13 protein-coding genes are annotated in these 15,684 nt (G+C 42.8%); 8 read left to right on the forward strand and 5 right to left on the reverse strand.

What is annotated here, in order from left to right; all coding sequences use genetic code 11:
- Positions 1-60: 60 nt before the first annotated feature.
- The 3 genes from BTA30_RS09210 (at position 61) to BTA30_RS09215 (ending at position 3,974) form a co-directional block, all read left to right on the forward strand.
- A complete protein-coding gene (locus BTA30_RS09210; RefSeq protein WP_076760966.1) occupies positions 61-2,415 on the forward strand; it encodes a nitric-oxide reductase large subunit in 2,355 nt (784 codons plus the stop codon).
- Between the two features lie 90 nt (positions 2,416-2,505).
- Entirely contained in the window at positions 2,506-2,646 is a 141-nt protein-coding gene (locus tag BTA30_RS22740; RefSeq protein WP_239693688.1) for a hypothetical protein, read from the forward strand.
- A gap of 242 nt (positions 2,647-2,888) precedes the next feature.
- Positions 2,889-3,974 carry a GerAB/ArcD/ProY family transporter gene (locus BTA30_RS09215; RefSeq protein WP_076760967.1) on the forward strand — a complete coding sequence of 362 codons (1,086 nt, stop codon included), beginning with the start codon at positions 2,889-2,891 and terminating at the stop codon, positions 3,972-3,974.
- 259 nt (positions 3,975-4,233) lie between these two features.
- Here the strand turns inward: BTA30_RS09215 and ric are convergent, their stop codons facing one another.
- Positions 4,234-4,947 carry an iron-sulfur cluster repair di-iron protein gene (gene ric / locus BTA30_RS09220; protein ID WP_076760968.1) on the reverse strand — a complete coding sequence of 238 codons (714 nt, stop codon included), beginning with the start codon at positions 4,945-4,947 and terminating at the stop codon, positions 4,234-4,236.
- A gap of 165 nt (positions 4,948-5,112) precedes the next feature.
- Between ric and BTA30_RS09225 the strand changes: the two genes are divergently transcribed.
- The 5 genes from BTA30_RS09225 to BTA30_RS09245 all read left to right on the forward strand — a co-directional run bounded on the left by BTA30_RS09225 (position 5,113) and on the right by BTA30_RS09245 (position 8,638).
- Positions 5,113-5,484, forward strand: coding sequence for a DUF1360 domain-containing protein (locus BTA30_RS09225; protein ID WP_076760969.1), 372 nt, complete (start codon positions 5,113-5,115; stop codon positions 5,482-5,484).
- A 441-nt stretch (positions 5,485-5,925) separates the two neighbouring features.
- On the forward strand, positions 5,926-7,467 hold the full coding sequence (locus BTA30_RS09230) for a cellulase family glycosylhydrolase (RefSeq protein ID WP_076760986.1): 1,542 nt from the start codon (positions 5,926-5,928) through the stop codon (positions 7,465-7,467).
- 107 nt (positions 7,468-7,574) lie between these two features.
- Entirely contained in the window at positions 7,575-7,832 is a 258-nt protein-coding gene (locus BTA30_RS09235; protein ID WP_076760970.1) for a YnfE family protein, read from the forward strand.
- A gap of 22 nt (positions 7,833-7,854) precedes the next feature.
- Positions 7,855-8,361 carry a GNAT family N-acetyltransferase gene (locus BTA30_RS09240; RefSeq protein WP_076760971.1) on the forward strand — a complete coding sequence of 169 codons (507 nt, stop codon included), beginning with the start codon at positions 7,855-7,857 and terminating at the stop codon, positions 8,359-8,361.
- A gap of 19 nt (positions 8,362-8,380) precedes the next feature.
- Positions 8,381-8,638, forward strand: a complete 258-nt coding sequence (locus tag BTA30_RS09245; RefSeq protein ID WP_076760972.1) for a hypothetical protein — start codon at positions 8,381-8,383, stop codon at positions 8,636-8,638.
- Positions 8,639-9,609: 971 nt separating this feature from the next.
- Here the strand turns inward: BTA30_RS09245 and BTA30_RS09250 are convergent.
- The 4 genes from BTA30_RS09250 to BTA30_RS09260 all read right to left on the reverse strand — a co-directional run bounded on the left by BTA30_RS09250 (position 9,610) and on the right by BTA30_RS09260 (position 15,586).
- Positions 9,610-12,795, reverse strand: coding sequence for a bifunctional cytochrome P450/NADPH--P450 reductase (locus BTA30_RS09250; protein ID WP_076760973.1), 3,186 nt, complete (start codon positions 12,793-12,795; stop codon positions 9,610-9,612).
- A 337-nt stretch (positions 12,796-13,132) separates the two neighbouring features.
- Complete coding sequence (locus BTA30_RS24420) at positions 13,133-13,330, reverse strand: Rok-like winged helix domain-containing protein (protein ID WP_434061759.1); 198 nt, start codon at positions 13,328-13,330, stop codon at positions 13,133-13,135.
- Between the two features lie 481 nt (positions 13,331-13,811).
- Positions 13,812-14,387 (reverse strand): TetR/AcrR family transcriptional regulator, encoded by a 576-nt coding sequence (locus tag BTA30_RS09255; protein WP_076760974.1) that lies wholly within the window; start codon positions 14,385-14,387, stop codon positions 13,812-13,814.
- 20 nt (positions 14,388-14,407) lie between these two features.
- Positions 14,408-15,586 carry an MFS transporter gene (locus tag BTA30_RS09260; RefSeq protein ID WP_076760975.1) on the reverse strand — a complete coding sequence of 393 codons (1,179 nt, stop codon included), beginning with the start codon at positions 15,584-15,586 and terminating at the stop codon, positions 14,408-14,410.
- Positions 15,587-15,684 lie beyond the last annotated feature (98 nt).

The following is a 15,684-nucleotide window of genomic DNA, read 5'->3' on the forward strand; positions in this document are numbered from 1 at the left end:
AACTGCTGTACTGTATATCCAGTATCTTAGGACATGCAAATAAGAAAGGAGTGAACCATGATGGAAGTTCAAAGGGAGACGGTACCAGAGAAGAAGACGACAAAGAACGGCTTCTTGAAATCTGTTCTTGTCTTTACGCTGATTGCAAGTTTTTCGGTGCTGTTATTAGGGGGCTATTGGATTTTTAAGGGACTTGCGCCAAGACCGCTTGAAGTGTCAGATCCAAACGGCGAAGTGCTGATGACAAAATCGTCAATCAAGGGCGGACAGGCAGTCTTTCAAAAATATGCTTTAATGGATTACGGGACTATTTTGGGGCACGGATCTTACATGGGGCCTGATTATACAGCAGAAGCGCTGAAAGTCTATACAGAGGGGATGCAGAGCTTTAAAGCGGACAAGCAGTATGGCGAAAGCTTTAATAACCTTTCGGAAGAAAAGCAAAATGTGATCCGGAATCAAGTGATTCGCGAAATGAAAAAAAACCGTTATGATAAAGGATCGGACAAGCTGCAACTGACACAGGCCCAGGTATATGGCTTACATCAAGTCCGGGATCATTACCGCGAAGTGTTTACAAAGGGAGACGGATGGGGTCTTGAACCGGGGCTGATCAAGGAAAGCCATATGCCTGACCACAACAGGGCATGGGTCACGAACGAGGACCAGATCACACAGGTTTCTGACTTCATCTTTTGGACGGCATGGCTGTCCAGCACGTTAAGGCCTGGGGATGACATTACCTATACAAACAACTGGCCGTATGATGAAGAGGCAGGCAATACAATGTCATTTGCCGCGGTTTGGTGGAGCGGCGCCAGCGTCACGATTCTCATTTTGTTTGTCGGCATTATATTATTCGTGTTTTACCGCTACAAGCTGGGAATGAAGGAGGCTTATGAAGACGGGAAGTTTCCGGTATTTAATTTGGAGAAGCAGCCGCTGACGGCGTCTCAAGTTAAAACGGGAAAATATTTCGCTGTTGTTTCGCTGCTGTTCTTTGTCCAGGCCATGCTCGGGGCTCTGCTCGCCCACTATTATATCGAACCCGACAGCTTTTTTGGAATCGATTGGATCAGGGACCTGCTTCCTTTTAGCATTGCAAAAGGATATCACCTGCAGCTTGCGATCTTTTGGATTGCGACGTCATGGCTCGGCATGGGAATTTTTGCGGCGCCGCTCGTCGGAGGCAGGGAGCCGAAAAAACAAGGCTTGTTCGTCGATATTCTCTTCTGGGCGCTGATCTTTCTTGTCGGAGGCTCGATCGCCGGCGAATGGCTCGGTGCAAAAGGATATTTAGGGAACAATTGGTTTTTATTCGGCCATCAAGGAATGGAATATATTGAACTCGGCCGCTTCTGGCAGATCATTCTTGCGCTGGGTATGCTGATTTGGCTGTTTATCGTATTCAGGGGCATTAAACGCGGCCTCAAAAAAGAAACCGATAAAGGCGGTTTGATTCATTTGCTGTTTTATTCATCCATCGCCATTCCGCTGTTTTACGGAGCCGCCTTTATGTTCAACCCTGGTACAAGCATCACGATGTCCGATTTTTGGCGGTGGTGGATCATCCACTTATGGGTGGAAGGGATCTTTGAAGTGTTCGCCGTCGTTGTTATCGGCTTTTTATTGGTGCAAATGAATTTGGTGACGAAAAAATCGACCGTCAGAGCGCTCTATTTTCAGCTGATATTGCTTTTGGGAAGCGGTGTGATCGGAATCGGCCACCATTACTATTACAATGGATCATCTGAAATATGGATCGGGCTCGGTTCGGTTTTCTCCTGTCTTGAAGTTATTCCGCTTACTCTGCTTGTGCTGGAAGCATATGAACAATACAAGATGATGAGGGATGGGGGACATTACTTCCCATATAAATCAACATTTTGGTTTTTGATTTCAACGGCCATTTGGAATCTTGTCGGTGCAGGCGTATTGGGCTTTTTAATCAACTTGCCTGCCGTCAGCTATTTTGAGCACGGCCAATTTTTAACGCCTGCCCATGGCCACGGAGCGATGATGGGGGTTTACGGCATGTTCGCCATTGCCGTATGGCTGTACACATTGCGCAATATCGTCAAGCCTCGCGCTTGGAATGACAAATTGCTGAAAATAGCATGCTGGACGCTGAATATCGGCTTGTTTGGAATGGTCTTTATCAACTTGCTTCCAGTCGGTTTTCTTCAATTGAAAAAAGCGTTTGAAGAGGGCTATTGGAGCTCAAGGGCGCCTGAATTTTTGCAGCAGGATGTGGTCCAGTCGCTGCTTACATGGCGGGCTGTTCCCGATACCATCTTTTTAGTCGGCATTGTGCTGCTGTTGATTTTCAGCATCAAGGCATTGTTCCATCTCCGCAAACCGACGCATAAAGAAGGAGAAGCGCTGCCTGTCAAAGATATTGCTTTAGACGATTAGATGAAAAAGGACAGGGGATTTAGAAAGTCCTCTGTCTTTATAGTGGTGGAAGAAAAAGCAGCGGCGACTATGACATGACATAAGGATGAAGTGACGTTTCTGAAGCAATTTATGATTTTCAGCGAGCTGAATGATGATGAGTTCAAACAACGCGTCTATCAGCCGAGAATGTTTGTATTTATGGAAGGAGAAGAACGTGAAGCCGCATTTTTTATTAAATTCGGCCGTTAAGTATTTAAGGATAGATGAAAACTGATTACCCGGCAGCGAGTGAAGCTGGAAACCGGGTTATTCGTGCCCTCCTTTGCTGATTTTGATCATGTCCCCTCGGTATTCATATTCAAAAAAAGACTTAATAAAAACGGAAATCTATGTTGCGTTTTTTTCACTTAGGGTAGTAATGTTTATTAATTAATTGATTAGCTAATACTATTAGGTGAATAGGGTAGGGATTTACTGGATGAGGTGTAAGGATGCTTGAAAATGGTATGATATCGGCAAGGCAATTTCAGATATTTGTTTTCATATTTACCATAGGCAGTTCTGTCCTTTACATTCCTGCGTCACTTGCTGCTGAAGCGAAACAGGATGCTTGGATTGCTTCAGGATTTGGAGTAGGAATTGGTTTATTGATTGTTAAGCTTGTTACTTCGGTTGCAAAGCTTTATCCTGACTTGAATTTTGCTCAATATATCGAAGTTATTTTAGGAAAATGGGCAGGGACGATAGTTAATTTAGCATTTTTCTTTAATTTTTTCATGGTTTCTGCCTTTGTTCTTCGGGATGTGGGTGACTTCTTATTAACGGTTATTATGCCAGAAACCCCTTTACAATCTATCTTAATAATTTTTATTCTTGTTGTGATCATGGGGGTTCGTTTAGGATTGGAGACGTTGGCCCGTTCAGCCGAGATATTTTATCCATTGTTAATCATTTTGATGTTATTGCTGTTGATCGCACTTATTCCTCAATTTCAATTTTCAAATATACAACCTCTTTTTGAGAGCAGACTAAAAACCATCACTCTCGCAAGTTTTCCATTTATCGCCGTTCCTTTTTTTCAGTTTTCTGTTTTTCTTATGATTATGCCTTATGTTCATAAGAAGAAAGAGGTAGAAAAAAATTTCTTTTCAGGGGCAATTAAAGCAGGAATGTTATTAATTCTATTTACAGCTGTTTCAATATTGGTTCTTGGTGTAGATATGACAGCTAGGCAATTTTTCCCGACGTATACTCTTTCAAGAAAAATTAATATAGGAGATTTTCTGCAGCGCCTTGAACCGATAATGGCGGGTATTTGGTTCATTTCCATATTCATTAAATTAGCGATTTGCTACTATGCGTCTGCTTTATCCCTGGCTCATACTTTGAAGCTAAAGGATTATAGGGTCTTGACTTTTCCTTTAGGGATGATATTGGTTGTTCTCTCCATAATTATTTACCCAAATATTGTATACACCGGTGAGTTTATCAAATGGATGTTTTTTTATTTTGGAACGATGGGTTTAGTAGTTCCGATTTTAGTATTAGGAGTATCTAAATTAAAAAGTCATAAATAAACGTAAAAAAGGATTTGAAGATGGGGAGTTTAAGAGGCACCCGAATTTTTGCAGCAGGATGCGGTGTGAACGCTGCTTACTTGGAGGGCTTTTACGAATACGGTCTTTTTAGCCGGTATGGTGATCCTGATGATTTTCAGCATTAAGAGCTATTCCAATCTCCGCAAACTGACGTATCAAGAAGGAGAAAAAGACATTTGCTTTAGCCGATTAAATAAAAAAGGACAGGGGATTTTGAAAATCCTCTGTCCTTTTTGCATTACCGATTTGCTTCCGCTTCCAGGCGCGGAAACAAAATATTATTTTCTAAATGAATGTGCTGAAAAATGTCTGTCTCCAATTCATCGAGTTTTAAGTAAGTCAGTGTATACGTCGTGCAAGCTCCTTCTGGAAGGGCATAATCATTCGTCACTTTTCTCAGTTCCTTCAATATGTTGCCGCAAGCTTCATGCTCTTGTTCCAGCACGTCGATCGCTTGGACGGCTTCGGTTAAGCTGGCTTCTGAATTTGTCTGTTCATAAGCGACGATCTTCGGAAAAATCTGTTCTTCCTCTTGGATCAAATGGTGCTCCAATTCCGCTTTCAGCTGGTGAAACAATTGATGAACCTGGCCAAGCTCCGGATGATGGATGCCATGAACACGGTACACTTTTGTGACAAAGCCGGACAGTTCAGGCAACACGTCATACAGATAGGCATGATGTGTCTGGATGACGTAGTCAATCAGCCGAGAATAGGGGGCTTCGTTCCAGTTCGTTTCTTTTTCATTTAACGCTTTTGTTTCTTGGTATAGTGTGTTGATTTTCGATAAAATTTCTTCTTCATTTAATTTTTGTTCTTCTATAGCTTCACCAATCGGGCGGTTCCCGCCGCAGCAAAAATCGATACGGTATTCCTTGAGAAGCTGGCTTGCTCTAGGAAAACGTGTCACAATATCACCGGTTTTTGTGCTTTGATCAAATACTGTATCCATCCAAAAAACCTCCTGATGTTCATATTGATGTTATGGGTTAAATGTAACGCGTTTGCGGGCGGCGAATCGTGATCTACATCACATTTAGAAAAAATCGCACGAAAAGCAATAAGTCAGCGAGAATCGGGAATACCTAACAATAACTTTCGTATTTGGAGGCCCAAGATGGAGGACATATCCTGGCTCACGTTTGCTATGCTGATTCTCGCCAGCTATCGGCTGACTCATTTAATTGTCTTTGATAAAATCACGGAGTTTATCCGGAAACCATTCATGAAGAAAAAGAAAACCATTGATGAACAAGGTCATGTGGACACGAAAAAAGTGCCGAAATCAAACTTCGGCTATTTGTTGAATTGCTATTGGTGCGCCGGTATTTGGTGTGCCATCATTATCGGACTCGGGTATTTATTCATTCCAGACGCCAGCATTCCGGTTATTTTGATTTTGTCGATAGCGGGAGCACAGGCGATCCTTGAAACGTTTGTTGGTGTCGGTACAAAGCTCGTCGGTTTTTTATCTGATTTGAAAAAATAAACCATTCCTTTTCTTTAAGAAAAGCGGGTGGTTTTATTTTTTTTGAACAAAGCGACACAAATAACCGGGTGAATCGTGGCAAATTTGCGAACTTTTTCTAGCGCATTTTTCCTAAAGCGCCTTTTTTCATAAGAGGTATCTGCATAATATTTTAATTATTTCGATTCTTAAAATTGTAAATTCAAAGAAAATAAATGCATAAAGTCCTGGATCATCGTCTTTCATCAATGGCTGTCATTAGCATTCCGGCCACCCAATACATACGAAAAGAGGAAATAGATAGATTTTTAAAGGCGCTAAAAACAAGAAATATGGTTGATAGACAATTATTTAAGAGTTTCTTTACAATCGGTTCGTATGAAAAGCGAGAAAGAGGTGAGAAACGACTGGTAAAAAAAGTATGTTTCAAAATATCATAATGGAGGAAAAAGAATGTCATCTATTAAACGTACAGTTTCTGTCCTGATCACATGTTTCATGACGGCGGCTCTTGTTATCGGCGGCGCATTCGTGCCAGCGGCATCAGCAGCTTCGAAAACACCTGTCTCAGCAAACGGACAGCTTAAGCTAAAAGGAACACAGCTTGTCAATCAAAACGGAAACGCGATTCAGCTGAAAGGCATCAGTTCCCACGGTTTGCAGTGGTTTGGCGATTACGTCAATGAAGACAGTCTAAAATGGCTGAGAGACGACTGGGGTATCAATGTTTTCCGCGCGGCAATGTATACGGGTGAGGGCGGCTATGTTGATAATCCGTCTGTAAAAAATAAAGTTAAAGAAGCAGTTGAAGCGGCAAAAGAGCTCGGAATATATGTGATCATTGACTGGCATATTTTAAGCGACGGCAATCCGAACCAAAACAAAGCCAAGGCAAAAGAATTTTTTAAGGAAATGTCAAATTTATACGGAAACACGCCGAACGTCATTTATGAAATCGCCAATGAACCGAACGGCGATGTGAACTGGAACCGTGATATCAAACCTTACGCGGAAGAAGTGTTGTCAGTCATCCGCAAGAATGACCCGGATAACATCGTGATCGTCGGCACCGGTACTTGGAGCCAGGATGTCAATGATGCAGCCAACAATCAGCTGAAGGACGACAATGTCATGTACGCGCTCCATTTTTATGCAGGTACACACGGCCAGTTTTTAAGGGACAAAGCAAATGACGCACTCAGCAAAGGAGCGCCGATTTTCGTTACTGAATGGGGAACAAGCGATGCTTCCGGAAACGGCGGGGTATTCCTTGATCAGTCCCGCGAATGGCTAAAATTTTTGGACAGCAAGAAGATCAGCTGGGTGAACTGGAACCTCTCGGATAAACAGGAGTCATCAGCCTCTTTAAATCCGGGCGCATCTAAAACGGGGGGCTGGTCACAATCAGATTTATCCGAATCCGGAAAGTTTGTAAGGGAGAATATCCGCGGCTCCAAAAACTCATCTGGAGACAACAATTCTGATTCAGATTCAAAAGATTCTGATCAGAAAAATCCAGGCAAAGATAAGTCCGATCAAGACAACAGCACCCAGAAAAAAGCAATAACCGTACAATACAGAGCAGGTGACGGCAATGTAAACGGCAACCAAATTCGTCCGCAGCTCAATATTAAAAACAACAGCAACAAAACCGTATCACTAAACAAATTGACCGTCCGCTACTGGTATAAAGCAAACAACAAAGGACAAAACTTCGATTGTGACTATGCGCAGATCGGATGCAGCAGCTTAACACACAAATTCGTGAAATTAAATAAATCCGTAAAAGGCGCGAACACTTATCTTGAACTCGGCTTTAAAAATGGAACGCTGTCTCCAGGGTCAAGCACCGGGGAAATCCAGATTCGCCTGCACAACGATGACTGGAGCAATTACGCGCAAAGCGGCGATTATTCCTTTTTAAATTCAAACACGTTTAAAGATACGAAAAAGATCACATTATATGAAAACGGAAAACTGATTTGGGGAACAGAACCCAAATAGTTCTCTGCCATTTTGACGGACACCAAGATTGGTGTCCGTTTTCATGATATACTATAATGACAGAGAGAGGAAGATTTTTGAAATGTATTGAAAAGGGGGGTGAATACATGGATGGAATTGTGAAACAGTATATGATGCTGGTCAAAGAAAACAGCGATATGATCAATGGCCCTGACTACCCGGGGAAACAGCGCGACATTCAGAAGCAAAAAGAAACAATCAAATCATACGCCCAAAAACTGCAGCAAGGCTTTTCTACTGATGATGACTACGATGAGTTTGCGGACGCCGTGATTAAATGTGCATACGGAGATATAACAATGGAGGAATTAGAAACGGTTTATCATGAACTAACCTCGCGATAAGCTTCCTCAGGAGAGGAGAAATATGAAACAAATCATTTTGAGTACGGAACGGCTCATTCTGCGAAAAATGACGCGCGGTGATGCCGAAAACTTACTGGAGATCTTTTCAGACCCGAAAGCAATGGAATACTACCCGTCAACAAAAGATAAACAACAGACATTCGCATGGATCGACTGGACTTTAGAAAACTACGAAAAGCACGAAGTCGGCCTTTGGGTTGCAGAAGATAAACAAACAGGCGAATTTTTAGGCCAATGCGGAATCATTCCCCAGGAAGTTGAAAGATCAAGTGAAATGGAAATCGGCTATTTGTTTAAAAGGCGCGTCTGGGGCAACGGCTATGCAACCGAAGCAGCCGCGGCATGCAAACGCTACGGATTTGAAGAATTGCGGCATGCAAAGCTCATTTCTTTAATAGACGTAAATAACACGCCTTCCAGGAAAGTCGCTGAACGAATCGGTATGACGCTGGAAAAGAACATCCATAAGTGGGGAAAAGAAATTGATGTGTATGCGGTTCATCAATAAATGTTGAAAGGGATTTCAATTGAGGCAGCACTGTATACTTGCTGGCCATAACAAAGGCCGCATGTATGCTGATGATCTGGAGCACTCTAACTGTGCATTTGTCTGGGCAGAACAGGAAATTTTTTATCTAATAGGCGATCCTCAGCGCCATTTTGCTGCATGGAAACAGGTTGTTGAGGAAGATTTGAAAATGTTTTTCCCGAAACCATTTTTACATTTGAAACTGAGCTTTACAGCAAATTATCGCAGCCAGTGTCATCCTCTGATGCAAAAATGAAGCGTATGGCGGTAGATATGCTGTCAGAGACAAGAGATGACGATATAATGAACAGTTGACAGAAGAAAACAAATATATGAAACAAGCCCTTAGATGAATGGAATTATTTTCTGCTTGGCATGCGGATATTCATCAGCTGGCAGGCCTGAGCAGTCATTAGAGCTTTGAAGCAAGGCTGGTATGACACTCTGATATATACGCTGCACAGTAGACTTGGTGAATCTGCGAAAGACGGAGAAAGAAAAGAGTTTGAAAAACGCTTGAGATTAAGTCGTTCCAGATAAAAGAAAGCAGGATTAAATTCTGTGGCCAAAAATACACGATGATTAAATGGAATCTTAATATTTTTTTATTTTGTCTCAATATCTAAGCATACTTTAATTTTTGAGACAAGAAAATTCTGTTGTGATCTTGAGACATTGTTTTTCAGCAATCTTTTATAACTTCCGAGAATATATATTATGTAAACTAGGGAAAGAAAGATCGAGTACAACTATCTGTCATTTGGATTTTCAGTCCCCTTCTCACAATAATATAATTTGAAAAGAGATCATCCAGCGAATAATCATTTCAAGCGAGTTATTGCTATCGTTTCTTGGGTACTCTTCATACAAACTTGGCTGACCACTATATTGAAATAAAAACGACCGTCATCTCAAATTTTAATTAATGTGGTGTTATCGCTCATTATGTACACATAATTCTGTCAATAGCACATCAGGGTAATACAATTTTGTCATTTTCAGTGACAGAATTGTGTACCTCCCTTCACTAAAGTAACACCAAGACCTGAACATTATGCTGTTATTTGTTCGAACTGTGAATTAGTCTGGTACAAATATTGATCTAACCCAAAGAATGATCGGTTAATCTAGGGAGAAACGCTGGCTTTAGATATCATGGCTTATAGAAAATACATGGTTTTGGTTTTCTCTACAAGCTGAAGACTGGATGTCTCCAGCCTTCATTTCTTACATCCCTGACCAAACATCTTTTGCATATATGCCGGTGTCGTGAAGATGTCTGAGCCAATTTTGCGCTTCTTGTTCGCCGGTGCCATGAACAGACTGATACGCTTTTTGTAGCGTGGCTTCTACATCAGGCGCCATCCTGCTGCCGTCACCGCATACATAAAGCCGGCCGCCGCGGTCGAGGATCGAAATTAAGGTTTCCGCATGCTTTGCCATAAGGTGCTGAACGTACATTTTCGGTATGCCTTCTTTGCGGGAAAAAGCCGTGTGTACAGTAACAATTCCGTCTTGTTCAAACTGCTTAAGTTCATCTCGGTAAATAAAATCGCGGTCGTCTCTGCAGCCGAAATAGAGATGGGCTTCGCCGAGCGTTTTTCCCTCGCGTTTTAAAGCTGACCGGGCTTGCAGGAACCCGCGGAATGGCGCAATCCCTGTTCCCGGCCCCACCATGATGATTGGTGTTTCAGGGTTTTCCGGAAGCTGAAATCGGGATTCCGGTGTGCGGACAAACATCACGACATCATCTCCCGCCTTGCGCTCTGCCAAGTCATTCGATGCCACTCCGCGATATTCGCCGCGGCCGCTCCAAGCCGGCCCGCGCACAACGCCTACAGTAATCGAGGCTTGTTCCGGATTCACCCGCGGAGAGCTTGAAATCGAATAATACCGCGGTTTTAACGGGCGTAAAAGCTCTAAAAACCGTTCAAACGGCATTTCACATGATTCATATGTTTCGAGCAGATCCAGCATGGAGATCCGTTTTTTCAAAACTTGTTCCTGATAATCGCCCTCTTCCGTCATATCTTCTAATTCACGTTTATGAGGAGGGCAGACGGTAAATGCGGACATCTCCCGTATTTGGGCCCTTGTTGCCGCTTCCTGCACCTCGACGCTGTAGCTGAGCAGGTCATGCAGCCTGACAGGCTGATCCAAAGGCAGATGGCCGGAGCTGCGCCCGCTTGCCGTCAGTGTAACTTGGTCAGTTCCTTTTAAGCCGAATCTGTGAAGAATCCGGCTGACATTTGTCCGGCTGTTGCTTGGCAGAACGCCAAGGTGATCGCCCTCCCGGTACTCGACGCCAGGAGGCAGCACAATTTCAATATGGCGGGTGCTGCGGCCACTGTCTACGGACTGGAGTTCACGATTTTCCACAATGGATGCGTGAACCGCTTCATACGACCGGGCTAATGGGGATTCTCCCAGCCCCCTGACAAACTGAAGGCTCAGCGTGCTTCGCTCTTTATCAGCGTTTTCATTAAGCTCGAGTCCGAAGGCTTTGATGGCATCCGACCACATGCTTTTTTTCCACTGGTCAAGCTGTCCTTCGAAATCACCGCTCACATCTCCCTCTCCGCGTGCAGAAAAACGGGTCGCCCCTTTTTCCGCAAGCTGCTCGTCAATGGTTCGCGGAACGTACTGATACGTGCTCGCCCAGTTATGATCTCCGCAGCCAAAAACCGCATAATGGACACCCTCCAGCTCACCTGGCTGTATTTCTTCAAGCCACTGCACAAACTGCCCCGCATTGCTTGGGGGTTTTCCATTGTAAGAAGAGGTGACAATCACAATGGCTCCCTCTTTCGGCAACTTGCCAATCTGATCGTTCAGGGGCGCCACCTCAGTCCTTACGCCGTGAAGACTTGCTGTATCTGCAAGCTCCCGAGCGACGCCTTCCGCGGTGCCGGTATCAGAGCCGTACAGTACGAGAAACGGACGGTTGTTGAGACCGATAACCGAAGCACTCTTCGTTTCCTGTTTGCCCTTTTGTTCATCGTGAACTGCTTTTTCCGACGACGGGACGCCGGCATGAATCGCTTCCTGATTTCGCGTTTGAACTGTGATATAAAAATCACCGGGCTTAAGTGTCAGAGTTTGCTTGATATCAAGCTCGTAATTCTCATGATCAATCAATGTGAAATATTTTAAAATCATGCCCAGCACAAGTGTAGCCTCATGCAGGGCAAACTGCATGCCAATACAAGCCCGCTGTCCATTTCCGAACGGCTTGTAAGCATGATGAGGCACTTGATCCGGGTCTTCAAACCGCTCAGGACGAAATTGCTCGGCATCCTCTCCCCATGCGTCTTGATCACGGTGAAGCTGCGGAATTAATACAGAAATTCTGTCTTTGGTTGTAATCGGGTATTTTCCGCCAATCACTGTATTTTCCTTTGGGTACAGGCTGAAAGCCGGAGCCGTCGGCCATAAACGCAGGGATTCATTTAAAATCATCCGGATGTATGTAAGCTCAAGCACTTGTTTGTAGGTCGGCGTTGCATCCGTCAGCACCCGGTCAACCTCTTCATACGCCTTTTTCAATTTGTCGGGGTGCTTCAATAAAAAGTAGATCGCAAACGAAAGCAGACCGCTCGTTGTTTCGTGTCCGGCAATTAAAAACGTAATGATCTGAAAACGGATATTTTCATCATCAAGCTTTTCTCCGGTTTCAGGATCTTCCACCTTCAGCATCCGGGCGAGCAAATCTTTTTCATCCCGATCCCCATCCGCCTTGCGCTCCGCAATAATGCTGTCGACTAACGAAAACATCGTTTGGATATCATGATGAAATTGTCGCTTTGTCCTCACCATGAGCTTATCTTGAAAATCGAGCCGCTGCATCTGGTGCATCGCTTCATCAAGCGCACGCACCATGCTGTTGATAAATGGATGGGGTGTTTCTCTGTAGTAGCTGTTAAAGCGATAGTTAAACCCGCATAACCCAATCGTGTCCAGCGTCAACCGGGTCATATCAGCGGGGATATCGACTGCTTCATTCGGATTGAGCCTAGCCCACTTTTGAATCAGCTGAACGGCGATATCGACCATTTTTTGATGATAATCCTTCATGGCCCGCTGGCTGAATGTCGGCATCAAAATGTTGTGCGCTTTTCTCCAGTTGGGCTCATGTGTCCAGCTTGTAAACAAGCCGTCACCGGAAAATGCGCGAACTTTTTCTAAGGCACCTTCAATGCTTTTATCAAAGCGGGACTCATCACAAACCTCCGCCACTAAATCATGGCCGGAAACAAAGATCGTCGTACCTGCAGGTGTGTGCATTTGAAAAATCGGGCCTTGTTCTTCCGCCAGTTTGATCAGCGACAGGGTTGGTTTATCTTTATCAATCAAAGGAAGATTGCCGAGCGGTCCAAACGTCTTCGGCTGAGGAATCGAGCTTGTTTCCTTCATCAAACCAAACCATCCCTTTCTGTATGGAGTGCTCTCTATCTTACTACAATTCCCTTTCATCACTATGATTATTCCGTTCCTCTGATTGACGTATGTTTATCCTTTGATGAGCAGTCTTTTATGATATATAATGCTGCAGAATCTTGAAGATCTTAGTTCAAGAAAGAACATAAGTGATTGGGAAATTCTAAAAAAGACCACACAAAGGTGTGGTCAAAAAATAGGTGTTAATCACATCGGAACAAACGTTCCCTCTCGAAGACTTGAGGACATGGTGGCAATATGATTACATCTTTTCTATATGGTTGGAAGGGATTGTTCCTGGTTCAAGGATTCATTATCCAAATTGTATTCGCGATATGGCTTCTTTACTTCTGGATACAGTTTTAGTTGTCATGTTGGAGATCGACGTACTTGTGTTATTTGCTAATCTCTTTTGGAGTTCAATACCTTTGATTCCATTTTGATTTTCACGCAAGATTTTTAATGCAACTTCTCGTTGTAATAATACACTTCTTGTTTTGTAAATCCAGATTGTGTGCTGTTAAAGAACGACGAATGCTTAGTATCACCTGGCGGAATGATGGTGACAGTTCCTTGCCCTTTGGCTTAACACGAATCCGGTATTCTGTTTCTCCGTGCAAATGAATTGTTTGTGAGACCGCTTCACCCAGCTTGACAGAGATAAAACAGGTTTCTGGGAACCATAGCTTGCCAAACTGTTTGCAATCCTCAGCATACGATAGCAGGAAAAATAAGATTAAAATAAAGAGTGTTCACTAAGTTCCGCGAATAAAAGTTATTTCAACTTGAAAAAGAGCAAGAAAAAAAGGAGTGCTCTTAGCACCCCATGTACATATAATTCTGTCAATCATACATCAAGTACATATAATTGTGTCGTTACACACCTTGTCAACCTATATGATTCCGGCAGCCCCTTATGTCTTATGTTGTGAAATCCCAAAGCATTTTTTTAATTTTAATCTGTCTGACTTTCAACCTTGAATTCCAGCTCTCTAAATTAAGTCAGATAAACCTATCAGTCCGCACCAAAAAATATCAAATGATAGTTCTAACGACCGTTCAAATGATTGTTTATTTTCGTAAACCAGTTGAATGTTAAGCCCGTCAAAAAGAGTAATAAAGCCTATCGTACACTTCTCAGGCGGACAGTTCATACCCGATTCCTTAAAAACAAGCGCAATCCGTTCTTTTAAAGTATGCAGATATAAAAGATATTGGGCTGAAATAAAATCACTTACTTCAGCAGGCGCCTTAAAGGACATCGCCTGCAAAAAAGCTACATTTGGCAATGCATGAAAACGGACCTGGGTTTCTTTTAAAAAGTCATAAATTTGATTCTTAGCAGGCATATGTTTTCGAGAATCGAAAAATTCATTGATAAATGAAATTTCCTCTTCTACAATCTCGGGGTATATTTCCATCAGCAACTCTTTTTTTGATGAAAAATGATAAGCGAGAGATTGTTTTCTGATTCCCAATTCTTTTGCAATATGCGACATTTTGACTCCTTCAAAGCCCAATTCATTAAATTGGCGAACCGCTGTACGTTTTATATTCTCTCTGGTCAATATACTGTCCTCCCCCATTTTCAGGCTGTTTTTCTCTGCAAGCAGATATATAAAATATATAATAAAACAAACAGCAGGTACATGAAAATGGCAGTAATATAGATCTCCCGATAGGAATAAACCGTCGCAACCAAACCTAATAACAACGAGCCTCCGCCAATCCCCATGTCGAAGAAGTTAAAGAATGTTCCCATTGCATCCTCATGTTCATGCTCTTCCACAAGATTTATACACCATGTTTGGATGGCGGGAAATATTGAACCGAACCCAAACCCGTAGCATATAGCCGCTGTAAAAAACATTGCACTTGTTTGTGCGAAATATAATACTGACAGTCCTGCTATTGAAAATAGCGAGGCAGGAATAAGGATGGCAGCCACTCCGTATCGGTCAAATACCCTGCCAGAAATAAGCCGTATAAAAAAACTGGCTCCCGCAATCAAAAAGAAAAACATTCCGACACTATGAAACCCCTTTTCAATTGCATAGAGCGAAAAGAAAGACATAATTCCAGATGCAGCAATACCAACGAATAAAATAAGAATTGAAGGAAACAGTACACGTTTTTCCAATAATTTCAACTTTACAGTTCCCTTTCCGCCAGTGTCTGCTGTTTCCGGCTGTCTGCGCACGAAAACAGCCATAAGTGCCGCCAGCAAAAGAACCGACATTCCGCCTAAAAAAAGCCTTTGAAAATCATAAAGCTCCAGAGCCGCGATACCGATCATAGGTCCAACGGAAACGGCAATTGTCTCACCTACTCCAAAATATCCAATTCCTTCACCCCTGCGCTCTTTAGGAACAATTTCGGCTGCAATTGTCGCAAAATAGGTAGTCGCCAATCCAAACCCGGCACCATGTATTAATCGAATGAGTAATAAAACGCTGACATCAGACGCCAGGTAATATGCGCCTGTTGAGAAAGCGCTGATTACAATTCCAAAAATGAGCAAATATTTTTTATTGAACCGTAAAGCCAATGCCCCTGCAAAAGGACGAACAGCAATTGCAGAGATCATAAAAATACCTGTAACAAGCCCGACTTGTTTTGCCCCTCCTCCAATAGCAGTTACAAACAAAGGCAAAGTCGGCAATAACATTTCAAATACCATAAACAAGAAAGCATTTGAGAACGTCACAAAAACAAATGACAATGACCACATTTTTGCAGTATGTATTTTTTCTACATTCAATTCCATTTGGCTACCTCTCGATGTTTTTATTTTCTTCTCACACATTCACTTTAACTGACACCGGTCAGTTTGTAAACACAATTTTATGGAATTTAAGCTAATAT

The sequence above is a fragment of the Bacillus swezeyi genome (genome assembly GCF_001969815.1).
GTDB lineage: Bacteria > Bacillota > Bacilli > Bacillales > Bacillaceae > Bacillus > Bacillus swezeyi.

Coding starts and splice junctions, on each gene's coding strand:
- BTA30_RS09215 (WP_076760967.1), top strand. CDS start 2,889: ATGCTTGAAAATGGTATGATATCGGCAAGGCAATTTCAGATATTTGTT.
- BTA30_RS09240 (WP_076760971.1), top strand. CDS start 7,855: ATGAAACAAATCATTTTGAGTACGGAACGGCTCATTCTGCGAAAAATG.
- BTA30_RS09210 (WP_076760966.1), top strand. CDS start 61: ATGGAAGTTCAAAGGGAGACGGTACCAGAGAAGAAGACGACAAAGAAC.
- BTA30_RS09250 (WP_076760973.1), bottom strand. CDS start 12,795: ATGAAGGAAACAAGCTCGATTCCTCAGCCGAAGACGTTTGGACCGCTC.
- BTA30_RS09260 (WP_076760975.1), bottom strand. CDS start 15,586: ATGGAATTGAATGTAGAAAAAATACATACTGCAAAAATGTGGTCATTG.
- ric (WP_076760968.1), bottom strand. CDS start 4,947: ATGGATACAGTATTTGATCAAAGCACAAAAACCGGTGATATTGTGACA.
- BTA30_RS09235 (WP_076760970.1), top strand. CDS start 7,575: ATGGATGGAATTGTGAAACAGTATATGATGCTGGTCAAAGAAAACAGC.
- BTA30_RS09225 (WP_076760969.1), top strand. CDS start 5,113: ATGGAGGACATATCCTGGCTCACGTTTGCTATGCTGATTCTCGCCAGC.